Consider the following 24,906-nt stretch of genomic DNA (forward strand, 5'->3'; position numbering starts at 1 on the left):
ATAAGGGCCTCTGTTCAGGCCGGCAGCGCCGATTCCGTCGTGTTCTGCAAGACCAGGGAGCGCAGCTTGCTGTCGCTGCACACCGGCTCTTCCGACGCCGTCAGCTCCCGATAGATCGATTCGATGAGGCCGGGCGTCGGCGACAGGCCGAACGCCTCGATCTTCGCCTTGAGCGCATGCCGGCCGGAGTGGCGGCTGATCACCATCCGGCGCTCGGCGCCGAACATGTCCGGCTCCAGGAACTCATAGGTCTGGGGGTTCCGGATGATGGCGGCCTGATGAATTCCCGCGGCGGTGGCGAAGGCGTTCTCGCCGATGATGGCTTTGCCGCGCGCCATCGGAAGGTCGAGGCTCTCGATTAGAAGCCGGCAGGCGGCATAGACCCGGCGGGCGTCGATGGTCGTCGATCGGTTGAAATGCGTCGGATGGGCCGTCAGGGCGGCGACGACCTCTTCCAGGGCGCAATTCCCGGCGCGCTCGCCGATGCCGCAGAGGGTCACCTGGATCTCGTCGATCCCCGCTTCGATGGCCGCGAGGGTGTTGGCGACGGCCAGGCCGAGATCGTCATGGGCGTGCATGGCCAGCCTGACCTCCGGCGGCACGTGCGCCCGCACGGTGTCGATCAGGGCCGGCACCCGGCCGGGCAGGAGGCAGCCGACGGTGTCGGGAATCAGGATCATCGTGGCGCCGGCCCGGGTGGCGACCTCGCACATCGAGCCGAGAAACCCCGGATCCGCCCGGGTCGCATCCTCGGGGGCGACGCAGATGTCGTCGAAGCCGATCCGCCGGGCGAACTGTACGGCGCTCGCGATCTCATCGAGCGCCTGCTGGTACGTGATCTGGCGCTTGTGGCGGAGGTGTATCTCGGACGCGACGCCGAGGATTTCGATCTGCGCCGCCTTTGCATTCTCCAGGGCCTTGGCCGCACGCTCGATATCGGAATGGCTGGCGCGGGCGAAGGCGCAAATCTTCGTCTGCTGCACTTCGTCCGCGACGGCGCGCACGGCGGCGAAGTCATGGTCCGAAGCCGCCGGGAAGCCTGCCTCGATCGTGTTCACCCCCAGCGCTTCCAGTTCGTGCGCGATGCGCAGCTTCTGCTGTAGCGACATGGCGTTTCCGGGCGCCTGCTCGCCGTCGCGCAAGCTCGTATCAAAGATCGTCAACGGCCTGTGAATTGAAGCTGTCGCCATGATCGGGTCCCCATTCAGGTCGTGATCTATTTTTCCAGTGGTTTCCGGGTCTGATTCATAGAGCGCATATTCCTTCAATCGATCCGTGTTAGATCTAAAATACAGAGTAGAATTATAGATAAATTCCTGATTGTTAGAAGAAACGTTCTATAGTTATTGAAAATTGATCCGTGTGAGCGGAGTTATCCGTTTTTCTTGTCTGATATTATTTAAGTGATCGAAGTTTTAAGAGTCAAAATAATACTTATCTCAAAAAGTGCATCCAATTTTATTATAATAAGATAAAAGAGGAGGCGGGATTTGGAGTTTTATCGAAATCAATGCGACTATTGTCGCAACTGTTTCCTGCCTATTATTGCGGCAGCTGCGCCAAGGGAATTAAAAGTAAATTTGGGCGAGATTGCCGATGCCTCGTCCAGGTGGCCGTGGCTGTCATCGCCGGGCCGGGAAACCTCATCGTGAATGACCGATGCCGGGCGATCCCGCAGGGGCGGCGTAAACGCCCGGATCTGCGGTGGCGCGATGCCCAAGATTGCGCCTTTCTCCCGCGCGCCATCCACCTTCCTCGGGCAGGCGCCATGGTCTCTGCGCTCCTCCCGAGTGCCAGGCGGGTTGAGCGGGATCTCTTGCCGCGTCCTGACGAATCCGCAGCGACGATGCCGGCAAGCATTCCGATGCACGGAGTATGAGACAATCTGCAGAATTTCGGACGTCGTCCCCTTTGCCCCCGCAGGTTCTGAATGAACAGAATTGTCCTTCAGCCTTTCTGGATCGCGGGAAGATCATGGAAAAAGAATGCGAGAACATTCTGGATCGGCCGAGTGAGGCGATCGCAGGCGACAATGTCGTTCGCTTCCCGCGCTTGAGTGCGATGTCGACTGTGGCGCTTCAGCAGCAGGAAGATTTCAGGCCGCACACCCGATCCGACTTCGGGCTGAGTGGCCAGGCCAGCCTCGCATTCTATCATCCTGACGGCACGATGAAGTCGGAGCTGTGGTTCAACGGAGATAAAGCCCACAGGGTCGATGGTCCCGCATATGTCCGCTATCGCCGGGACGGCAGCCGCCAGGAGCACTGGTATCGGGACCACCAGCGGCACCGTACCAATGGCCCTGCCGTTGTCGAGTGGGCAAGGGACGGCAGCATCCGGCAGGCCAGGTGGTGGATCGGCGGGACGGACATCACCACGGTGGCGGAGTTGTTCCTGGCCGAGACCGATGCCCATTGGCCGCTGGATGCTGCGGACGAGATCGCCCTCATTCGCCGATCGCTCGGCGAGCGGCAGGATGCCGACCAGGATGGCCTCCCGCCTGATCGGGTCATGAGCTGGGGGCCGATTCTGACGGCGTTATGCTTGGCCAGCTTCTTCTGGCTGCCGCTGTTCGTGACGGTTGCCCTGCTCTGGGCTTAGGCGGGACCGAATGCGTCAGGATGAGGCCGAACGGTTTCAATCGAGCCTGCCGCGCCGCCGTCGCGAACAGCGTGATCCCTCGACAGGAGACCATCGTTCCCTATAGCGGCCGTCACCCGTTGGCGGAGACCATCTCGTCGAGCTGATCCGGTGAGCTTGTCGCTCGCGGAGCTGGGCGACGACGCCGGAACACAGCGGATCGAGGCGCCCCGTCGATGCCTAGCGTTCGCTTCCTTTCGCGGCTTTCGCGCGCCCGGACCGCGGCGCCTGGCCGAAGTGTTTCTTGTAGAGCCTGTAGAACGTCGACGGATTGCCGAAGCCATGTTCGAGGAGGATCGTCGCCACCTTCTTCGTGCCGGATTCGAGGTCGCGACGGGCTGCCTCCAGCCGCAGGCCGGTGATGGTTTCGCGCAGGGAGATGCCCATGCGCTCGAAGAGGGCGTACAGCTTGCGGACCGAGATGTCGAAATGCTGCGCGATGAAGTGCGGTGAGAGCTCTCGGCTGCGCAGCTGCTCGTTGATGTACAGCTTGATCTGCTCATAGAACTGGCTGTCGCTGTCGTGCTGCATCGGCAGAGCCGTCCGAAGCAGGTATTCGCGGATGATTTCGATCAGATGATCGAAGGATGGAGGCTGCGAGATGCCGGCGAGATCTGGGCCGTGGCCGTTGATCGTCAGATCGTTGTGAAACCTGATATAGGTCGTGATGGCTTCGCTATTGACCATCGCGCTGGCTTCGATCTGAGGAAAGAGGGTCGAGGTGCCCTGGGCGATATGGAGCCAATCCACCAGGCAGCGCTGCTCGGAATCTCTCTCCAGGATCAGATCGAACTCGCAGCTGCCGTCGATGACGACGGCGGTGCCCGGCTTCAACCGGATGCTCTGTTCTTGGATGAGGAGCGCGCAATTGCTTTCGGCAGTGATGATGAGACAGTGGGGCGGCGCCGGGCGCGATCCGTTGCGGCGTCGGAGAATGCCGGGTGTGCACTGCAGCCGGAGCGAGCGGTAGTCGTCATCGACGATGCCGAGCTTGGCCGTCATCTTGAATGGCGCATCGGTCGTCGGCACGAAATCCGCATGCAGCAGGGGCTTGCAGAACTGCGACCGGAAGTAGTCGACCCCACCTTCGTACAGCATCGAACCGGATGTGGTGACGCGTCCGCCGCCGCGATCAGGCATGAGCATCTTCTTTCGTCACCAGGATGGCGGGAGAGCCGAGGGCGCCCGCATGGCAAGTGTCACCCCGGTGGTCGCGACAGTTCAGGGCGGCGGAAGAGGAGAAGGAAGGGCCGAGACCAGCGCCACCATCCGTATACTGGGGTTGCTTGCGGCCTTCGCGGGCCTCGGGGTCGCGTCTCGCGCAGATATATTGCCATATTATGCAGGGCATTGCCGTCTCGTGCAGAGCAGGGAGGGACCTGCACCGGAGGATCTGCATCCACGCCCTTTGGGCGGCCCATCCAGTGGTCCGTGGCCCGGAGGCACCTCGCTCCGTCCCGCTCCCGCGGCGATGCGAGTCGCTCATCCTTTGGCATGAGATTCGGCATGGCCGGAGCCGCGGGGTCGTGTGTTTTGTGTCGCGAGAGGACGTCTCTTCGGCCCCCTGGGGGTCAGGCACGGTTCCCGCGGTCGTCCGTTCCGCAAAGCCAAGGCAGGCGAACTCATAAAGGCTTAGCGCTCGACGTGATGGAAGCGCTGTAGCGCTCTACGCTATACATTTGTGCTCTTTCATCGCCTAAAATATCGGCATTAATTCTCGCAAATGCCTGTCGAAAAATAGTTTGTGATTTAAATGAACTCCGATTAGTTATTCACCCGGTTGGGGGATAGAGTGGGGTTGTGAGGCAGCTGTTTGGTGGCAGGAAAGTAACTCCGGGGCGACAGCGGCAACTCAGGGGGCAACGGCGTCCTTCTATGGAGTGCGGGCGACGACGAATGCATCGCCGGCCCGAGATCCAGCCACGCAATCCAGCCCATCTCTGGTTCGGGCACGCACTGCCGCCCGGCATGGGGACGGATGCATCTCGATCCTGAGGTCCAATCCCGGCACGGGGGCAGGGCGACCATACCCTCCCGCGAGCAACACCCCGCAATGTGAGAGATGCGAGATAGCTCTGTCCGTGGATCCATCCTCTGTGCCGGCGCGGATGAGCACTATCAGCGTCTGTGTCAGCCGCTCCTCGACTCCCGGCTCGAGTCCCTGTCGGGGGAATTTGCCCCCGCCATCCTTCGCTTCGTCTTTGCCGGCGCCAACCGGGCCATTCACATCCGCTCCGGGCCGAGCGCAATCCGCCGTCCGGCTGGTCTCTGTGCCCGCTATGGAGACCACTATCTCGTGCTCGTGGCTTGGAGCGCGGGACTTCTGGTCGCAGGCGAGCGGCAATGGGCCCTCACCGCCGGCACGGTCGTCGCCATCGACGGCAATCTCGGATTCGAATTGCTGTTGGGCGAGGCGACGGAGGAGAGGCATGTCGTGGACTGGCTGCACATCGCGGCCCCGGGCCCATCACGGCTGCGCGGGGCGGCGGGCTGCGTTGTCCTCGGCAGCAGCATGCTGGCGCAGTACGTGTCCAATCACGCGAGGCTTGCCGTCAAGGGCCTGAGCCCGGATGACCCGCTCGCCGAGAGGATCCCGGTCTTCGACTACATCGGACGAGCGCTCGAGGATTACATTGCCCGGGAGGGTCTCGGCGGAAATGACAGGCTGGAGCTGTTCCGCAGGATACGGCCGTTCATAGCGGACAATGTGAAGCACCCGTCGCTGGGGGCGGATCTGATCGCCCGCCGGTTCGGGATTTCGAAGCGGAAGCTATACAGCGTCATCAGCAGCAACGGTGCCTCGCTGCACGAAATGATCATGACCGAACGGCTGGAGGCCGCACATCGGGCAATCGAGGCCGGAGGGGAGAAGGTCACCAGCGTGATCCTGGATCACGGCTTTTCCAACGCCTCGACCTTCTACCGCAACTACAAGCGGCAATTCGGCCGGACGCCGCGGTCGGGATAGCGGCAACGGGCGCTGTGATCTATCTCTCGCTGCGCCCGCTGGGCGTGGCGGTGCTGGCGCGGAGAAGAAGCCGGCTCGGCACGGTGGTCTTGGGGGCTGGCATGGCGGCGCCGCCGAGAAGATCCAGCATGATCCGCGCGGCCTGGGCGCCGAGGTCTTCCGCCGGCTGCTCCAGCGTGGTCAGGGGCGGAACGCAGAACGCTCCGACCGCGGCTCCGTCGAAGCCGATGATGGATACATCCTCCGGTACGGCCACGCCGTTCGATCGGACCGTCCCGATGAAGGAGATCGCGGCATCGTCCGCGCAGCAGACGGCTGCGGTCGGGCGGCGTGCCAGCGCCAGCGCCAGATAGGCGTGCGCGGCTTCGACGCCGTTCTGAAAGCCTTCGTTGAACCCGAGATGCCCGCCATGGCGAATGACGGCCCGGTCGGACAGTCCGACCACCGCCAGGGCGTCCAGGAGGCCGGAGAAGCGCTCGACCTCGTGGTAATTGCCCGACTCGCCAGCGATGTAGAAGAAGGATCGATGGTCGAGCGCGATCAGGTGGAGAACACCTTCGCGCATGGCTGCCCGATCATTGGTGACCACGCTCGGTATGCCGGCCGCGCTGCGGTCCGTGAGCAGCGAGACCACCGGGATGCCCGCGTCGGCGAGAGACCGGCTCCCATATGCCGGCAGGTCCGCGGCGCCCAGGACGATCACGCCGCGGACCGTCCCGCCGAAGGCCAGGTCGACAACATGCCTCGCGGCGGCCGGGGAGTTGCGATTGGAGAATATGAGGTCGAATCCGCCTTCCGCCACGGTCGAGGCAAGCCCCTGCAGCACCGCAGGGATGATCTGGGACGCGCCGAAGATCATGCTGGGCCCCGGCAGGGCAGCCAGGACAATGGTGGACCTGCCCACCCGCAGGTTTCGGGCGGCGGTGTTGGGGATGTAGCCCAGCTGCTCGGCCGCGGCTGCAATCCGACGGCGCGTTTCCTCGTTGACCCTGCCGGGATTGGCGAGGGCGCGGCTGACCGTCGATGTCGCGACGCCGGCCAGTTTTGCGACATCAGTCATGCGCGGACTGGAATGCCATGCCTTGTCCGCCGCCTGCGCATGCTTATCCATCCATGCTCACCCGGGCCTGATTGTCCTGTCTCTCGCAACAATGCGTCACCGATCCAGAACGACGCAATTCAGCAGAAATCCGCGATCAATATGTCCGAAGATTAAGCTTGCTACCCGATCGACGTCCGCTATTCTCTGGCAATCGATTGCCGCACGTGGGTGGTATCGTTCCCTCTGCCAGCCGCTGCAGGCCAACAGACGTCCGGGTGTGTAGGCGACAGTGCCGGCCTGGGCGCGCCCCTCTTCAACGACCCGGATGGAACAGACCGATGCGCCAGCCCGCATCCCCCATCGTCACCAAGCAAGACAGCTCCATCTCCGGCTCGATCTTCTATGCGGATGCGGGAGCCTTCGCCCAGCAGGTCTGCGAGCCCGTCCTGGGCGCTGGCTTCCAGCCGGACGGCAGGGGGTTCCATGCCGCGGCCCGGTTCAGTCTCATCGACTGCAGCGGCGCCGTGCACCTGCGGATCAGTCCAGGCGTGCTCACGCGCCCCGGCGGCCTGTCCGCGAGCATGGGAGGGCACTTCCTGGTCATCGTCCTCCATGGCCCCGCCATTCTGGCGACAGGAGAGGAGAAGCGGCTGCTGCCGCCGAAATCCGTCGTCGTCATCGACGGCGATCTCGCATTCAGCTTGGCATTGTCGCAGGAAGACGCCGGCGGGTGCGTGGTGGACTGGCTCCAGCTGGGCAAGACCAAGCCGCCAGCCTTGGCAAAGGCGCCGGGCTATGCCGTGATGACGAGCCTCCCGTTGGCGGAGTACATCGTCGGCCAGGCCAGGCTTGTCGAGCCGGCAGGGGGCGACATCGGGCCGTGCCAGCGCGATATCCCGATCTTCGACTACATCGCCGCCGCGATCCGGGACTATATGGCGCAGATCGAAACCGAGGGCCCCGCCGGTGACCGCGGGCTGTATCGGAGTATCAGGGCCTTCATCGTCCAGACCGTGAAGAATCCGTCGCTTGGCGCCGATATGCTCGCGCGCGAGTTCGGCATCTCGAAGCGCAAGCTCTACAGCATCTTCTACGACAATGCCGCCTCGCTGCATGAGACGATCATGACGGCACGGCTGGAGGCGGCGCGGCGGGAACTCGAGACCGGCAGACAGAAGGTGGCGAGCGTGATCGTCGACTACGGCTTCTCGAACTCGTCTACCTTCTATCGCAACTACAAGCGCCGCTTCGGCACCGTCCCCCGCTCGCGGTAGGGAAGGTCTCCAGGATCAACTGTCCGCCGCGGCGATGTGGCGTGGAAAGAGAAGGCCGGCCTCCGGCCGCGGGTGGGCCCCGTCGACTCGGGTGCCGGCCTCCTAGTGCCGCGTGACAGCGAACGCGGCGCTGCCAAGAATTCCAGAAACTTGGGGCCGATAGGAGTGCTGATAGCATTTCGCCTGTTGCCATTTCTGTTTTATCCCCGGCGTCGCCTGCTATTCCATGTCTCAAATCGTGCAGTTATGGCAAAATCTATTCATATAAAATTGTAGTATAATTGCTGATGGCGATGGCTCGGTCGCAGCCCTGCCGGCCGCCTGGTGTCCGCGGTCGAGCCACATGCCGCATCAGCCGCATTCGGCAAGGGCCGGACATCGGCCAAGGGCTTGCAGCCCCAGAAGGCGCGCGGAGTTGCGCTGGTCGCGAGGTGAATTGCTTGAATTGGGAAAAGAGCCGCACAGGGCGGGAGGCGGAATCTTGCCACATGACCCAGTATGTCAGGCATGAAATCCCATTCAGCGTTCCATTGCCAGGCCGTGCGGCGCGGCGTTTGGGAGAGGCGTAGCGCAATGTCGAAAAGCACGGGGCCGCGGGTTCTTCCGCCCTTCCGCCGGGCATTTGAGGAGAGAGGGAGGGCCCGCCGCGGCGAGGGCTTCGATCGACACCATCCGATGGTCGTGCCGGCGTCACCCCGAGGCATCGGCCTGCGTCCGATGTCCTGAAGTCCCGGGCAAAGCCCTGAAGGAGCGCCGTGCTCCCCAGGGCTGACGTCCCGTCCGCCGCACGTCATCCCTTGTCGCCACCCCTTAGGGAATGAGGAAGTCCCGATGCCCGAAATCAGCCCGCCGTTCGGCTACGGCGCCCTGAAGCTCCTGGATCGGTCCGACCATGTCCGCCTGCTCGGGCCGGGGCAATTGCCGCCCTTCGTGAGCCAGTCGCAGATCGTGCCGCTGGCCTATGACGAGATCGTGTCGGCCGCCTGGCACTATCCGATCGTCTTCGTGCACGATCCGGCGGCCGACCAGTACAATGTGGTCGCCGTGATGGGCCTGTCCCGGAACCGCAACAGCTTCGGCGGCGACGGCGGATGGGACCCGGCGGCGTACCCTCCCGCCTATGTCCGGCGCTATCCCTTCTGCATGGCGTCGGTGGTGCGGGACGACAAGCCGGACCCCGACCTGCTGGTCTGCGTTGACGCCGACCACGTCTCGGAAGGGCCGGCGGAGGGCGCGGTTCGGCTGTTCCTCGATGACGGCCAGCCGACGCCGCGCTGGACCGCGATCGAAGGCTTCCTCGCGGCCTATGAGGCGGATCTGGCTGCCGCCCGCGCCTTCACCGCGCGGCTGGTGGAGCTGGACCTGCTCGAGACCTTCACCGCCAATGTGACGCGGGCGGGGGCAGAGCCGTTCTCGCTGACCGGCATGTGGCGGGTGAACGAGACGCGGCTGGCGGAGCTCGACGCCGAGACGGTCCTGGCCCTGCACCGCAGCGGCCATCTCGCCCGTATCACCCTGCAGCTGTTCTCGCTGCAGCGGTTCCACAACCTGCTGCAGCGCGAGGGAGAGCCGGCGGTGTCGCCGCCGGTGCCCGCCGCCGATCTGGCCGAAGCGGTCGCCTGAGCGGCCGTCGAAGTCCACAGCAGGATTCCTGCGTTTCCATGAATTGCTCGGTTCTCGGGGGATCTTCCGTGTCGCAAGAGTGGCAGGAACGAATTCAGCTCCACCCCTATCGCGATCTCATGCCGTGGCAGCCGCTGCCGACGGCGCCGGCGGGCTTCGGCGATCGGAGGCCGGCGGCCCCGCGCGGGATCTCCACGGCGGCCTATGCGCCGGAGGAGCAATTCGAGGCCTGGCGCTCCCATGTCGCCCCGTTCATGGATGTCGGGCTCCCGACCGGGACGACGCCTGCGGACGGCTTCCTCGCCGAATTCATGATCTGCAGCCTGGGCGGCATCGGGGTGGCTTCCGGGCGTGCGGACGCCTTCTCCTTCAGCCATGCCCCGGGTCCTTCGGCGCCTGGGCCGCGCCGGGCGCCGATCGGCTGCTGGCGCCTCATGCTGATGACGGAAGGGGAGATGTGGGTCGACAGCTCCGACCGTCACGCCCATGTCCGGCCCGGCGACCTGTTCCTGCTGTCCCTGGACGCGGCGTTCCGGGGTCGGGCGACCCGTCAGGCCGGGCTGTGCCTCACCCTGCCGCGGGACGCGTTCGTCGCCGCTGCCGCCGGCTTCGACAGGGCCTCTGGGGCCGTCCTGACCGGCCCCCTCGCGGCGCTTCTGGTCGACTACCTGCGCAGCCTCGAGGTGAGGCTGGTCGGCATGACGCCGGACGACCTGATGCAGGCGGGGCGGGCGACGGCCGAGATGCTGGCGGCCTGCATCCGGCCATCCCGCGACCCGTTGGAAGAGGCGCAAAAAGCGGTCGCCTCGGTCCTGTTCGACCGCGCCCGTTCCTACATCCAGGCGCATTTCGGCAACCCCGAGCTGACGCCGGAGCGCGTGGCGCAGGACCTCCGCGTCTCGCGCTCGAACCTCTATCGGGTGTTCGAGCAGGCCGGCGGGGTGTCGCGCTATATCCAGCAGTGCCGCCTGTTCGCCGCCCACGCCGCCTTGAGCAACGAGAGCGGACGGCGGATCCAGGACATCGCCTATGGCTGCGGATTCAAGCTGGCGTCGGATTTCACGCGGGCGTTCAAGCGGGAGTTCGGCTACAGCCCGCGCGGGGCCCGGGATATCAGGCGGACACATGCGGAACCGATGCCGCGGCTTCCCACGGTCACCGCCGATTCGGATCTGGTCCCGGCCGTCGTGCCGGCGGAGTGAGGCGACGCCGCCGCTGCTCTCTCGCTCTTGCGAGAGCATATCGATCTGCAGCAGCGCGAGGCTGCGGCGATAGGCCTGGACGTCGAGATCCGGTCCGGCGGCAGCGTCTATAGAACATATACCGACGAAGCAATCCATGGGACCAGCGTCCTGAGAAGCCCTTGCCCGCGGATGCCGTGCCCGCCCGGCGGATGGGAATTTTCCTCAAATTGCAGTGACTTGTGGCAGCCGCGCCACGGTGCGGCCTTCCCGCACCGAAATGGGACGCCATGCCAATTATTGGGACGCTCAGCGGAGTGACGACAGCAGAGTCCTGATGAATTCTTCAAAAAACCAGATACCGGAAAAGATCGAAGAAACAAGGTCGTCCTGGTGGATGCCGACTGGCGGAAACAGGCGCGTTTCTACTTCGATCCGTTCTGGTGCGGTGGAGGTGAGGGTGGCGGTCCGGGGCCCGTTTGGGACGGGTGGTGTGGACCGCCGTCGCGCTCGGCGGTTGGCGGTTCTTCTTGCGGGGGAGGGAGTGGGATGACGCGATCGAATGATCGGTCCCTGGATGCGGATAAGGCAACACCGGGCCCGGCCAGGCCCGGTGCCGGCGCGTCAGCGGACGGGCCGGAAATCCAACTCTCGATTCCACAGGGCGGCGGGACGGCATCGTCCGGATCCGCCGCGGCGGCGAGCTCTTTTCAGGCAGGCATTTCGGCGGGGGATGACATCATGAACGGCAACGATTTTTCGGCCCGGAAGACCGTCCGGCATCACACCGCCCGATTCGCCAACAATTGGGTCGCGGGTGCCGCCGGGGGCGGCCGCTCGCTCCGCCGCCGGCTGATGGCGGCGCTGCGCCAGGCGCACCGCATGCTGGGCATGAAGCGCGACCGGCTGGGCCTCGGTGCCCTCGGCACCGGCGGCGCCGTCGGCGGCGCCACGCTCGCCGTGGCTGGCACCGCGGCGGCGCCGGCCACCCTGTTCGGGGTGCTGCGCCGGGCCAGGGGACTCTACGCCGCCATTTCGCTGGCGACGCTGGCGGCTCAGCTGCCGACGCAGGCCTTCGCGCAGGCCATCCTCGGCCCCGGCAGCACCGCCCCCGCCGGCTCGACCGCCGTGGGCAACACCGCCACGGCGGTTGGCGGCCACTCCATAGCGTTGGGCACCAGCACCACCGCCACCGGCGATGGTTCGATCTCGATCGGCTATACCAACAGCACCAACGGCCTCAACGCGATCGCCATCGGCGTCTTTTCGAACGCGGTCGGCACCAACGCCCTCGCCCTTGGCGGGGCAGCCCACGCCTTCGCGGACGGGGCAACAGCGCTCGGCGTCAACTCCACGGCCAGCGGCCCCGCCTCCACCGCCGTCGGCAACAATGCTGGCGCCACCGGGGGGAATGCGACGGCGTTGGGCATCAATTCGCGCGCCACCGGTGGCAATTCGATCGCCGCAGGCGCCAGTGCCACGGCGAGTGGCGCGAGCGCGTCGGCCTTCGGTCCGGGCGCGCTGGCCAACGCCATCCAGTCGACGGCGCTGGGATTCGGGTCCCAATCGACCGCCGAGAATTCTGTCGCGGTCGGGTCTAATGCTATAGCCAGTGGCCTTGCTTCGGTGGCCATGGGGCTGGCGGCCAATTCGGGCAGCAACAGCTCGATCGCGATCGGCTGGCAGTCGATCGCCTCCCAGGTGAACTCGGTCTATCTCGGCGCGCGCACCGTCGCGGGGACGGGCGCCACCGCGCAAAGCGCCATCGGCATCGGCACCGATGTGACGGCCTCCGCCCAGGATGCGCTCGCCATGGGCCGCGCCTCGAAGGCGACCGCCGTGGGTGGTACCATCGCCATCGGGGTCAGCGCCAACGCCGCAGGCCAGGGCGCCGTCGCAGTCGGCCCCACCGCCAGCGCGGCCGGCAACTTCTCGGTGGCCACGGGCAACGGCGCCGTGTCGAGCGGAGTCGGCTCGGTCGCGTCGGGGTCGGGGGCTCAGGGCACGGGCGTTTCCTCCACGGCGGTCGGCAACAACGCGGCCGCCATAGGCCCCAGCGCCACGGCGCTGGGCGCCGCCGCGGTCGCGAGCGACGTCAATGCGGTCGCGGTCGGCCGTTCGGCCCAAGCCACCAACGCCGGCGCCATCGGCGTGGGCTCCTTCGCCAATGCCACGGCATTGAATTCCACGGCGATCGGTGCCGGCTCCCGCACGGGGGCGGAAAATGCGTTCGCCGGGGGCCGTTCGGCCAATGCCGCAGCCCTGAATTCCATCGCCATCGGCACGACGGCCAATGCGACGGCCGCGAGCACCACGGCGATCGGCAACGCCTCGCAGGCGCTGGCCGCCTCGAGCGTGGCGCTGGGCGACACCAACACCGTGGCGGCGGCGGCCGGCCCCGGCTCGGTGGCGATCGGCCACAACTCGGCGGTGAACGGCGGCACCGGTGCGGTGGCGATCGGCGGAGGCCAGGTCGTCAACGGCAACGGCGCGGTCGCGATCGGCGACCCGAATTCGGTGACCGGCACCGGTGCCGTGGGCATGGGCGCCAACAACACCGTCAACGGCACCGGCGCGGTCGGAATCGGCAACGGCAACACCGCGACGGGCCAGGGCTCGGTCGCGCTGGGCAACGCCAGCAGCGCGGCGGGCGCCGGCTCGCTCGCCCTCGGCGACGCGGCTTCGGCGGTGAATGCCAAGGACGTGGCGCTGGGCTCGGGCTCGGTGACCGCCGCGGCGGTCGCCACGCCCAGCACGGTGATCGGCGGCACCACCTACAACTTCGCCGGGGCGGCCCCGACCAGCACGATCAGCGTCGGTGCGGCGGGGGCGGAGCGGACCATCACCAATGTCGCGGCGGGGCGGATCGCCATCGACTCGACCGACGCGATCAACGGCAGCCAGCTCTTCGCCACCAACCAGGCGGTCTCGGCCATCGCCGCCAGCACGCCGACTCATTACGTCAGCGTCAACGATGGCGGGTTACAGCAGGGGAACTACACCAACAACGGCGCCACGGGCGCCAATGCCATCGCGATCGGTCCCGCGGCTTCGGCGACGGGGACGAACTCGATGGCCGTAGGCTTCAACACCAAAGCGACAGGCGGCTCCGGCCAAGCCTTCGGCTCCGGCAGCGTCACCAGCGCGGATGTCGCTCTTGCTGTGGGCCTCCAAGCCACGGCAGGGGGGGTGGGGGCCACGGCCGTCGGCCTGCATGCCAACGCCTTGGGCGTGACCTCGATCGCGATGGGCAACGCAGCCAACGCGACGGCCCAGAACGCGATCGCGGTGGGCAGCCTGGCCAACGCGGCGGCCGCGGACAGCATCGCCATCGGGACCAGCGCCGTCGCCACGGGGCCGTCGGGCGGCGCGATCGCGCTCGGCCTGAACGCCAACGCGACCGGCTCCTTCACGACCGCGGTCGGCACGGGCGCGCTGGCCAATGGCGATTGGGCGACGGCCTTCGGCCAGAACGCCAATGCCGGTGCCCAGCAGGCCACGGCCCTCGGCGCCGGCAGCCTCGCCACTGCCAATTTCGCCACCGCGACCGGCTTCCAGGCTATCGCGACAGGGGCGGCGTCCACGGCGGTCGGCCTGCACGCCAACGCCGCGGCGGACAACGCCATCGCGGTCGGCAACGCGGCCACCGCTTCGGTCGCGGACGCGCTGGCCCTGGGCAGCTCGGCCAACGCGACCGGCGGCAGCAGCATCGCGGTCGGCCGGATCAGCCAGGCGAGTGGCCTCAACGCCGTCGCACTGGGTGTCGGCACCAACGCCAGCGCCGACTCCGCCATTGCCCTGGGCAATGCGAGCGCCGGTTCCGGCGCCGGCTCGGTGGCGATCGGCGCGGTGGCCAATGCGTCGGCAGACGGCGCCATCGCCATGGGCTTGCAGGCCAATGCCGCGGCGGCGAACGCTACCGCGGTCGGCAACGCCTCGCAGGCGCTGGCGGCCTCGACGGTGGCGCTGGGCGACACCAACACGGTGGCGGCCGCGGCCGGCCCCGGCTCGGTCGCGATTGGCCACAACTCGACGGTGAATGGTGGCACGGGTGCCGTGGCGATCGGCGAGGGCCAGGTCGTCAACGGCGACGGCGCGGTCGCCATCGGCGACCCGAACTCGGTGACCGGCACCGGCGCCGTCGGCATGGGCGCCAACAACACGGTCAACGGCACGGGCGCGCTGGCGCTGGGCAGCGCCAACACGGCGACGGGCCAGGGCTCGGTCGCGCTCGGCAATGCCAGCAGCGCGGCAGGCGCCGGCTCGCTCGCCTTCGGCGATGCGGCCTCGGCGGTCAATGCCAAGGACGTGGCGCTGGGCTCGGGCTCGGTGACCGCGGCGGCGGTCGGCACCGCCAGCACGGTGATCGGCGGCACGACCTACAACTTTGCCGGCGCCACCCCGACCAGCACCGTCAGCGTCGGCAGCGCCGGCAATGAGCGGACCATCACCAATGTCGCGGCCGGCCGGATCGCGATCGACTCGACCGACGCCATCAACGGCAGCCAGCTCTTCGCCACCAACCAGGCGATCACGGCGATCGCCGCCAGCACGCCGCTGCACTACTACAGCGTCAACGACGGCGGCACGCACGGGGCGAACTACATCAACGACGGCGCCACCGGCGCCAATGCGATGGCCGCCGGCATCGGGGCGACGGCGTCGGGCGCCAACTCGACGGCGGTCGGCTTCAATGCCGCCGCGTCGGGCGGGACCACGGTCGCCCTCGGCAGCGGGGCGACGGCCACCAGCGGCGGCGCCGGCGGCGCCATGGCCCTGGGCACCAACGCCAAGGCCGTGGTGACGGGCGGCGACGGCTCGCCGATCGCCATCGGCATCGCCTCCAATGCCAGCGGAGCCGCCGGCACGGCGCTCCCGGGCGGCTTCACCTCCTTCGAGGCGGTCGCGCTCGGCAACAGCGCGAACGCCACCGGGCAGGGCGGCACGGCCGTCGGCGGCGCGAGCCAGGCGACCGGGACCTGGTCCACCGCTCTCGGCCAGAACGCCAACGCGTCGGCGGATCACGCCACGGCGGTCGGCGTCCTCGCCAACGCGAGCGGCCTCAATGCTGTGGCAATGGGCTACAACACCACCGCAGGCGCCGAGAGCACCATCGCTATGGGCAATGCCGCCAGCGCGACGGCGGGTGCCGCGATCGCTCTGGGCGTTAATGCCAATGCTTCCAGCCAATGGGCGACCGCGATCGGCACCAACACGGTCGCGAGCGACCAGGGCGCTGTCTCGATCGGCACCAACACGGTCGCAAGCGACCAGAGCGCGATCTCGATCGGCACCAACACCCAGGCTCTCGCCCTCACGAGTACGGTCCTGGGCACCAACAGCTCGGTGGCGGCTGCGGCCGGCGAAGGTTCGGTTGCGATCGGCACCAACTCGCAGGTGCTGGGCGGCGCCGGGGCGGTGGCGATCGGCCAGGGCCAGGTGGTGAACGGCGACGGCGCGGTCGCGATCGGCGACCCGAACACCGTCACCGGCACCGGCGCGGTGGGCCTAGGCGCCAACAACACCGCCACCGGCACCGGCGCGCTGGCGCTGGGCAACACCAACACCGCGACCGGCCAGGGCTCGGTTGCGCTCGGCAATGCCAGCACCGCGGCCGGCGCGGGCTCGCTCGCCTTCGGCGACGCGGCCTCGGCCACCAATGCCAAGGACGTGGCGCTGGGCACGGGCTCGGTGACCGCGGCAGCGGTCGGTACCGCCAGCGCGACGATCGCGGGCACGACCTACAACTTCGCCGGGACCACGCCGGCCAGCACGGTCAGCGTCGGTGCGGCAGGAGCCGAGCGGACGATTACCAATGTCGCGGCGGGGCGCCTCTCCGCCACCTCGACCGACGCGGTGAACGGGTCGCAGCTCTTCGCCACCAACACGGCGGTCGACGACGTCGCCAGCCAGATCACCGACGTGACCGGCAAGCTGACGCACTACTACAGCGTCAATGACGGCGGCACGGCGGGCGGCAACTTCAACAACGACGGCGCCACCGGCCTCAATTCGATGGCGGCGGGCATCGGGGCGGCCGCGTCCGGCGCTCAGGCCGTGGCGCTGGGCACCGACACGGTCGCAAGCGACGTCGATGCGGTCGCGGTCGGCACTGTGGCCAAAGCCACCGGAGCCGGCTCCATCGTCTTGGGCTCCTTCGCCAATGCCGTGGGACAGAATTCCACGGCGATCGGTGTCGGCGTCACGGCGGGGGCAGACAATGCCATCGCCATGGGCCTCAATACCAACGCGTCGGCCACGGACGCGCTCGCCCTGGGCCACGGTGCCACCGCCGGCGATGCCGGGGCGGTGGCGCTGGGCTCGGGCTCGGTGACCGCGGCGGCGGTCGGCACGTCCAGCGCGACGATTGCCGGCACGACCTACAACTTCGCCGGCACGGCACCGGCCAGCACGGTCAGCGTCGGCGCGGCGGGGGCGGAGCGTACCATCACCAATGTGGCGGCGGGACGGCTCTCGGCCACCTCGACCGACGCGGTGAACGGCAGCCAGCTCTTCGCCACCAACACGGCGGTGGACGACGTCGCCAGCCAGATCACGAATGTGAACGGCAAGCTGACGCACTACTACAGCGTCAATGACGGCGGCACGGCGGGCGGGAACTTCAACAACGATGGCGCGACCAGTGCGGGTGCCCTGGCGGCCGGCATCGGGGCCGTGGCGTCGGGCGGCCCGTCGACGGCGGTCGGCAACAACGCCGCCGCGACAGGCGGGACCACGGTCGCCCTCGGCAGCGGGGCGACGGCCACCGGCGGCGGCAGCGGCGCGGGCATGGCCCTGGGCACCGGCGCCAAGGCCATCGTGACGGCCGGCGACGGCTCGCCGATCGCCATCGGCCCGGGTGCGAATGCCAGCGGAGCCGCGGGCACGGTGCTTCCGGGCGGCTTCACGTCCTTCGAGGCGACCGCGATCGGCGGTTCCTCGACCGCCACGGGGGCCGGCAGCACTGCGGTCGGCGGCAACACCAACGCAACCGGGACCTGGTCCACGGCCCTCGGCCTGGCCTCCAGCGCCACGGCGGACCACGCCACGGCGGTCGGCGTCCTCGCCAACGCCTCGGCGGCGGATGCGGTCGCCCTGGGCAACGGCGCCACGGCCGGCGATGCCGGCGCGGTGGCGCTGGGCACGGGCTCGGTGACGGCGGCGGCGGTCGGCACGGCCAGCACCACCATCGCCGGCACGACCTACAACTTCGCCGGGACGACGCCGGCCAGCACGGTCAGCGTCGGCGCGGCGGGCGCCGAGCGGACCATCACCAATGTGGCGGCGGGGCGGCTCTCGGCGACCTCGACCGACGCGGTGAACGGCTCGCAGCTGTTCGCCACCAACACGGCGGTCGACGACGTCGCCAGCCAGATCACGAATGTGAACGGCAAGCTGACGCACTACTACAGCGTCAATGACGGCGGCACGGCGGGCGGGAACTTCAACAATGACGGCGCGACCAGTGCGGGTGCCCTGGCGGCCGGCATCGGGGCCGTGGCGTCGGGCGGCCCGTCGACGGCGGTCGGCAACAACGCCGCCGCGACGGGCGGGACCACGGTCGCTCTCGGCAGCGGGGCGACGGCCACCGGCGGCGGCAGCGGCGCGGGCATGGCCCTGGGCACCGGCGCCAAGGCCATCGTGACGGCCGGCGACGGCTCGCCGATCGCCATCGGCCCGGGTGCGAATGCCAGCGGGGCCGCGGGCACGGTGCTTCCGGGCGGCTTCACCTCCTTCGAGGCGACCGCGATCGGCGGTTCCTCGACCGCCACGGGGGCCGGCAGCACTGCGGTCGGCGGCAACACCAACGCGACCGGGACCTGGTCCACGGCCCTCGGCCTGGCCTCCAGCGCCACGGCGGACCACGCCACGGCGGTCGGCGTCCTCGCCAACGCCTCGGCTGCGGACGCGGTCGCCCTGGGCAACGGCGCCACGGCCGGCGATGCCGGCGCGGTGGCGCTGGGCACGGGCTCGGTGACCGCCGCGGCGGTCGGCACCGCCAGCACCACCATCGGCGGTACGACCTACGCCTTCGCGGGCGCCACGCCGACCAGCACGGTCAGCGTCGGCAGCGCCGGCAACGAGCGGACCATCACCAATGTCGCGGCCGGTCGGATCGCGATCGACTCGACCGACGCCATCAATGGCAGCCAGCTCTTCGCCACCAACCAGGCGGTCGAGGCCATCGCCGCCAGCACGCCGACGCACTACTACAGCGTGAACGACGGCGGCACGCACGGGGCGAACTACATCAACGACGGCGCCACCGGCGCTAATGCGATGGCCGCCGGCATCGGGGCTGCGGCGGCGGGGGCGAGCTCGGTTGCGTCCGGCACAGAGGCCAGCGCGGGCGGCAATCAGAGCGTCGCGGTCGGCTACCAGTCCAATGCGAGCGGCCTGGAGAGCACGGCGCTGGGCTATCTGAGCCAGGCGTCGGGCGTCAACGCGACCGCACTCGGCAACCAGGTCACGGCCGCGGCCGACGGCAGCATCGCGATCGGGGCGAACACCGGGCTGGCCGTCGACGCGGCATCGACCAACGGCGTTGCGATCGGCTGGGGGGCGAAGGTCGCCAACGCTCCGTCCGCCATCGCCCTGGGCGACACGGCGAGCGCCGGGACTGCCGATGCGATCGCGTTCGGCCACGGCGCCACCGCGGCCGCGAATGCGGGCGATGTCGCGCTCGGCTCCGGCAGCACCACCGCAACGGCGGTCGGCACGGCCAGCACCACGATTGCCGGCACGACCTACAACTTCGCCGGCACGACCCCGACCAGCACGGTCAGCGTCGGCGCGGTCGGCGCCGAGCGGACCATCACCAATGTGGCGGCAGGGCGGATCTCCGCCACCTCGACCGATGCAGTGAACGGCAGCCAGCTGTTCTCCACCAACACCTCGGTCGACACGGTGAACACCAAGGTCGACAACATCAGCAACGGCGGCGGCATCAAGTACTTCCACGCCACCTCGACCCTGGCGGACAGCCAGGCGACGGGGACCGACAGCACCGCCGCCGGGCCCGAGGCGGTGGTCTCGGTGCAGGACGGCGTCGCGGTCGGCCATGGCGCGACCGCCGGTGTCAATGTCGGCGACGTCGCTCTCGGCTCCGGTAGCACCACCGCGGCGGTGGTGGCCACGCCGAGCACAACGATCGCCGGCACGACCTACGCCTTCGCCGGCACGGCGCCGACCAGCACGGTCAGCGTCGGCGCGGCGGGTGCGGAGCGGACCATCACCAATGTCGCCGCGGGGCGGATTGCGGCGACATCGACTGATGCGGTGAACGGCAGCCAGCTCTTCGCCACCAACACCTCGGTCGACGCGGTGAACACCAAGGTCGACAACATCAGCAACGGCGGCGGTATCAAGTACTTCCACGCCACCTCGACCCTGGCCGATAGCCAGGCGACGGGGACGGACAGCACCGCCGCCGGGCCCGAGGCCGTGGCCTCGGTGACGGACGGGGTGGCGGTCGGCCACGGCGCGACGGCAGGCGCGAATGCCGGCGATGTGGCGCTGGGCTCCGGCTCGACCACGGCTGCGGCGGTCGGCACGGCGAGCACGACGATCGCCGGCGCGAGCTACGCCTTCGCCGGCGCCACGCCGACCAGCACGGTCAGCGTCGGCGCGGTCGGCGCCGAGCGGACCATCACCAATGTGGCGGCCGGGCGGATTGCGGCGACCTCGACCGATGCGGTGAACGGCAGCCAGCTGTTCGCCACCAACACCTCGGTCGACACGGTGAACACCAAGGTCGACAACATCAGCAACGGCGGCGGCATCAAGTACTTCCACGCCACCTCGACCCTGGCCGACAGCCAGGCCTCGGGCACCGACAGCGTGGCTGCCGGACCTGTGGCGGTGGCCTCGGTGCAGGACGGCGTCGCGGTCGGCCATGGCGCGACCGCCGGTGCCAATGTCGGCGACGTCGCTCTCGGCTCCGGCAGCACCACCGCGGCGGTGGTGGCCACGCCGAGCACGTCGATCGCCGGCACGACCTACGCCTTCGCCGGCGCCACGCCGACCAGCACGGTCAGCGTCGGCGCGGTCGGCGCCGAGCGGACCATCACCAATGTCGCGGCGGGGCGGATTGCGGCGACCTCGACCGACGCGGTGAACGGCTCGCAGCTCTTCGCCACCAACACGGCGGTGGGCAGCGTCGCCAGCGAGGTCACGACCATCACCGGCAAGCTGACGCACTACTACAGCGTCAACGACGGCGGCACCCAGGGCGCCAACTACGACAATGACGGCGCCACCGGCACCAATTCGGTGGCGGCCGGTGTCGGCGCCGGCGCCACGGCGGCGAACGCGACCGCGCTCGGTGCCAACGCCTCGGCCAGCAATGCGGGTGATGTCGCGCTGGGGGCCGGCTCGGCCACGGCGGCCGCGGTCGGCACCGCCGGCGCGACGATCGCCGGCACCAGCTACGCCTTCGCCGGAACCACGCCGACCAGCACGGTCAGCGTCGGCAGTGCGGGCAACGAGCGGACCATCACCAACGTCGCGGCGGGCCGGCTCTCGGCCACCTCCACCGACGCGGTGAACGGCAGCCAGCTCTTCGCCTCCAACCAGGCGATCGACAATGTCGCCAGCCGGATCACGAATGTGAACGGCAAGCTGACGCACTACTACAGCGTCAATGACGGCGGCACCCCGGGGGCGAACTACGACAACGCCGGCGCCACCGGCACCAATTCGGTGGCGGCCGGCGTCGGGGCCTCGGCGACGGCGGCGAACGCCACCGCGCTCGGCAACGGTTCGCAGGCGCTCGCCGCCTCCACCGTGGCGCTCGGCGATGCCAACACCGTCGCCGCGGCAGCCGGCACCGGCTCGATCGCCGGCGGCCACAATTCGCAGGTGCTGGGCGGCACCGGCGCGGTGGCGCTGGGCGAAGGCCAGACCGCGAACGGCGACGGCGCCGTGGCGATCGGCGACCCGAACTCGGCCATCGGCACCGGTGCCGTGGCGGTCGGCGCCAACAACACCGCCAGCGGCACCGGCGCGCTCGCCCTCGGCAGCGCCAACACCGCGACGGGCCAGGGCTCGGTGGCTCTCGGCAACGCCAGCAGCGCGGCCGGGGCTGGCTCGCTCGCCTTCGGCGACGCGGCGACGGCCGGCAACGCCGGCGACGTGGCGCTGGGCTCCGGCTCGGTGACCGCGGCGGCAGTCGGCACGGCCGGCGCGACCATCGCCGGCACGAGCTACAGCTTCGCCGGCACCACGCCGACCAGCACGGTCAGCGTCGGCGCGGTCGGCGCCGAGCGGACCATCACCAATGTGGCGGCAGGGCGGCTCGCTGCCACCTCGACCGATGCGGTGAACGGGTCGCAGCTCTTCGCCACCAACCAGGCGGTCGACGGCCTGGCGACGACGGCCAATGCCGGCTGGAACCTGAGCGCGGATGGCGGGGCGACCAGCCAGAACATCGCGCCGGGCGGGACGGCGAGCTTCGCGGCGGGCAGCAACACCACGGTGACCCGTAGCGGATCGACGATCACCTACGGGGTGGTGGACACGCCGTCCTTCACCTCGGTGACGGTGGGCGGCACGACCTCGATCACCGGCGCCGGGCTGACCATCACCGGCGGCCCGAGCGTGACCACGGCGGGGATCGACGCCGGCAGCACCAAGATCATCAACGTGGCGCCGGGAACGGGCGGCACCGACGCGGTGAACGTCAACCAGCTCAATGCGATCGGCGATGTCGCCAATGCCGGCTGGAACCTGCAGGCCAACGGCGACGCGGCGACCAAGGTGGCGCCGGGCGGCACGGTGCAGTTCCTGAACGGCCAGAACATCGCTGTCACCCGGAACGGCACGAACATCACCGTGGCGACCACGCCGGCGCTCACGGCGGACAGCCTGACCCTGACCAGCGGGCAGGTGTTCGATGCCACCGGCCTGAACATGAACGGCACCGGCATCACCGGGCTGGCGCCCGGCGCGGTGAATTCGACCTCGACCGAGGGCATCAACGGCTCGCAGCTTTACGGCGTGTCGCAGAGCATCGCCACCCATCTCGGCGGCACCTCGATCGTCAACCCGGACGGCACCGTCACCGGGCCGACCTACAACATCCAGGGCAACGACTACACCACGGTCACCGACGCCTTCGATGCGGTGGACGGCAACCTGACCACGATCAACAACCAGCTGACCAACATCACCAACGGCGGCGGCATCAAATACTTCCACGCCAACTCGACCCTGGCGGACAGCCAGGCGGTCGGTACGGACAGCGTGGCGGTCGGGCCGACGGCCGTGGCCTCGGTGCAGGACGGCATCGCCATCGGCCACGGCGCGGCGGCCGGGGCGAATGCCGGCGACGTGGCCCTCGGCGCTGGCAGTGCCACTGCGGCGGTGGTGGCCACCGCGGGCACCACGATCGCCGGCAAGGCCTACAGCTTCGCCGGGGCGACCCCGACGAGCACCGTCAGCGTCGGCGTGCCGGGGGCGGAGCGGACCATCACCAATGTCGCCGCTGGCCGCCTCTCGGCCGACTCCACCGACGCGATCAACGGCAGCCAGCTGTTCGCCACCAACTCGGCGGTCAACATCCTGGGCACCCAGATCAACAACGGCGGCATCGGGCCGGTCCAGTACAGCGACGCCGCCACGCCAACGACCCCGAACGGCGGCAAGCCATCCCAGGACCTGACGCTGGTGGGTGCGGGCTTCGGGCCGGTCAAGCTGCACAATGTGGACAAGGGCGTGGTGTCCTCGACCTCGACCGACGCCATCAACGGCTCGCAGCTCCACGGCACGGCGCAGAGCATCACCAACGTGCTCGGCGGCACCTCGACGGTGAAGCCGGACGGCACCATCGTCGGGCCGACCTTCATCGTCCAGGGCAACAACTACAAGACGGTCTATGATGCCTTCGGCGCGGTGGACGGCAACCTGACGACCATCAACAACCAGCTCGACAGCATCAACGGCGGCGGCGGCATCAAGTACTTCCACGCCAACTCGACCCTGGCCGACAGCCAGGCGCTCGGGACCGACAGCGTGGCCGTCGGGCCGGCGGCCGTGGCCTCCACCGCCAACAGCGTGGCGATGGGCAACGGGGCGACGGCGAGCGCGAATGCCGGCGACGTGGCGCTGGGCGCGGGTTCGAAGACCGCCACCGCGGTCGGCACCTCCAGCGCCTCGTTCAACAACTTCAACCTCTCGAACTTCGCCGGGGCCAACCCGACCAGCACAGTGAGCGTGGGCGATGTCGGCGCCGAGCGGACCATCACCAATGTGGCGGCGGGGCGGATCACGGCGACCTCGACCGACGCGGTCAACGGCTCGCAGCTCTATTCGCTGGCGACCGTGGTCGACAACTCGATCAGCGGCGGGGCGGGCATCAAGTACTTCCACGCCAACTCGACCCTGGCGGACTCCTCCGCCACCGGCACCAACAGCACCGCCGTCGGCCCGGCCTCGACCGCCAGCGCCACCAACGCGATCTCGATGGGCAACGGCGCCAGCGCCTCGGCCAACAACGCGATCGCCATCGGCGCCGGGGCGCAGGCGACCAAGGCCAACTCGCTGGCCCTCGGCGCCAACTCGACGACGACGGCCAATCTGAGCGACGCGGCCTACACGCCGGTGGTCGGGACGAAGACCGCCGGTGTGGCCACGGGCGAGGTCTCGGTCGGCTCCTCGGGGTCGGAACGGCGGGTCACCAACGTCGCCGCGGGCTCTGCCGCGACCGATGCGGTGAATGTGAGCCAGCTGCAGGCGCTGTCGACGGCCTCGGTGAGGTACGACACCGACGGCTCCGGCAACCTCACCAACCGGATCACGCTGCAGGGCGGGAACTCGAACGCACCGGTCACGATCGGCAATGTCGCGCCGGGCGTGAACGGCACCGATGCGGTGAACGTCAATCAGCTGAACGGCGCCTTCGACTCGCTCAACGGCAAGATCAAGCAGGCGCGGCGGGAGGCCTGGCAGGGGGCGGCGATCGGTATCGCGGCATCGTCGCTGCAGTTCGACACTCGTCCGGGCAAGCTCAGCGCCGCGATGGGCGGCGGCATGTGGCACGACCAGGGCGCCCTTGCCCTGGGCCTCGGCTACACCGCCGAGACCGGTTGGGTCCGCGTGAACGCCCGGGCCGTCGAGAGCGATGGTGACTGGGGCGCCGGCATCGGCGTCTCCTTCACCCTCAACTGAGGGCGGGTGGCC

Annotated in this window: 9 protein-coding genes; 6 read left to right on the forward strand and 3 right to left on the reverse strand. The window is 68.8% G+C overall.

The features are described from left to right. Positions 1-14: 14 nt before the first annotated feature. Positions 15-1,268 (reverse strand): LeuA family protein, encoded by a 1,254-nt coding sequence (locus AB4112_RS17745; RefSeq protein WP_441721531.1) that lies wholly within the window; start codon positions 1,266-1,268, stop codon positions 15-17. A gap of 706 nt (positions 1,269-1,974) precedes the next feature. Here AB4112_RS17745 and AB4112_RS17750 point away from each other — a divergent pair. After that, complete coding sequence (locus AB4112_RS17750) at positions 1,975-2,601, forward strand: hypothetical protein (protein WP_309794832.1); 627 nt, start codon at positions 1,975-1,977, stop codon at positions 2,599-2,601. Positions 2,602-2,820: 219 nt separating this feature from the next. Here the strand turns inward: AB4112_RS17750 and AB4112_RS17755 are convergent, their stop codons facing one another. Next, a complete protein-coding gene (locus AB4112_RS17755; RefSeq protein ID WP_309794831.1) occupies positions 2,821-3,780 on the reverse strand; it encodes a helix-turn-helix transcriptional regulator in 960 nt (319 codons plus the stop codon). Between the two features lie 922 nt (positions 3,781-4,702). Here AB4112_RS17755 and AB4112_RS17760 point away from each other — a divergent pair. After that, on the forward strand, positions 4,703-5,608 hold the full coding sequence (locus tag AB4112_RS17760) for a helix-turn-helix transcriptional regulator (protein WP_309794830.1): 906 nt from the start codon (positions 4,703-4,705) through the stop codon (positions 5,606-5,608). A 19-nt stretch (positions 5,609-5,627) separates the two neighbouring features. On the opposite strand, the gene AB4112_RS17765 is transcribed toward AB4112_RS17760, so the two are convergent. After that, entirely contained in the window at positions 5,628-6,719 is a 1,092-nt protein-coding gene (locus AB4112_RS17765; protein WP_441721536.1) for a LacI family DNA-binding transcriptional regulator, read from the reverse strand. Positions 6,720-6,988: 269 nt separating this feature from the next. Between AB4112_RS17765 and AB4112_RS17770 the strand changes: the two genes are divergently transcribed. The 4 genes from AB4112_RS17770 to AB4112_RS17785 all read left to right on the forward strand — a co-directional run bounded on the left by AB4112_RS17770 (position 6,989) and on the right by AB4112_RS17785 (position 24,894). Further along, entirely contained in the window at positions 6,989-7,924 is a 936-nt protein-coding gene (locus AB4112_RS17770) for a helix-turn-helix domain-containing protein (protein ID WP_309794828.1), read from the forward strand. Positions 7,925-8,755: 831 nt separating this feature from the next. After that, entirely contained in the window at positions 8,756-9,547 is a 792-nt protein-coding gene (locus AB4112_RS17775) for a SapC family protein (RefSeq protein WP_309794827.1), read from the forward strand. Between the two features lie 68 nt (positions 9,548-9,615). Next, on the forward strand, positions 9,616-10,749 hold the full coding sequence (locus AB4112_RS17780) for a helix-turn-helix domain-containing protein (RefSeq protein ID WP_441721540.1): 1,134 nt from the start codon (positions 9,616-9,618) through the stop codon (positions 10,747-10,749). A gap of 720 nt (positions 10,750-11,469) precedes the next feature. Then, positions 11,470-24,894 (forward strand): hypothetical protein, encoded by a 13,425-nt coding sequence (locus AB4112_RS17785; protein ID WP_441721543.1) that lies wholly within the window; start codon positions 11,470-11,472, stop codon positions 24,892-24,894. Positions 24,895-24,906 lie beyond the last annotated feature (12 nt).

Source organism: Inquilinus sp. 2KB_23 (assembly GCF_052115705.1).
GTDB classification, from domain to species: domain Bacteria; phylum Pseudomonadota; class Alphaproteobacteria; order DSM-16000; family Inquilinaceae; genus Inquilinus; species Inquilinus ginsengisoli_A.

Coding starts and splice junctions, on each gene's coding strand:
- AB4112_RS17750 (WP_309794832.1), top strand. CDS start 1,975: ATGGAAAAAGAATGCGAGAACATTCTGGATCGGCCGAGTGAGGCGATC.
- AB4112_RS17755 (WP_309794831.1), bottom strand. CDS start 3,780: ATGCCTGATCGCGGCGGCGGACGCGTCACCACATCCGGTTCGATGCTG.
- AB4112_RS17760 (WP_309794830.1), top strand. CDS start 4,703: ATGCGAGATAGCTCTGTCCGTGGATCCATCCTCTGTGCCGGCGCGGAT.
- AB4112_RS17765 (WP_441721536.1), bottom strand. CDS start 6,719: ATGGATAAGCATGCGCAGGCGGCGGACAAGGCATGGCATTCCAGTCCG.
- AB4112_RS17770 (WP_309794828.1), top strand. CDS start 6,989: ATGCGCCAGCCCGCATCCCCCATCGTCACCAAGCAAGACAGCTCCATC.
- AB4112_RS17775 (WP_309794827.1), top strand. CDS start 8,756: ATGCCCGAAATCAGCCCGCCGTTCGGCTACGGCGCCCTGAAGCTCCTG.
- AB4112_RS17785 (WP_441721543.1), top strand. CDS start 11,470: ATGAACGGCAACGATTTTTCGGCCCGGAAGACCGTCCGGCATCACACC.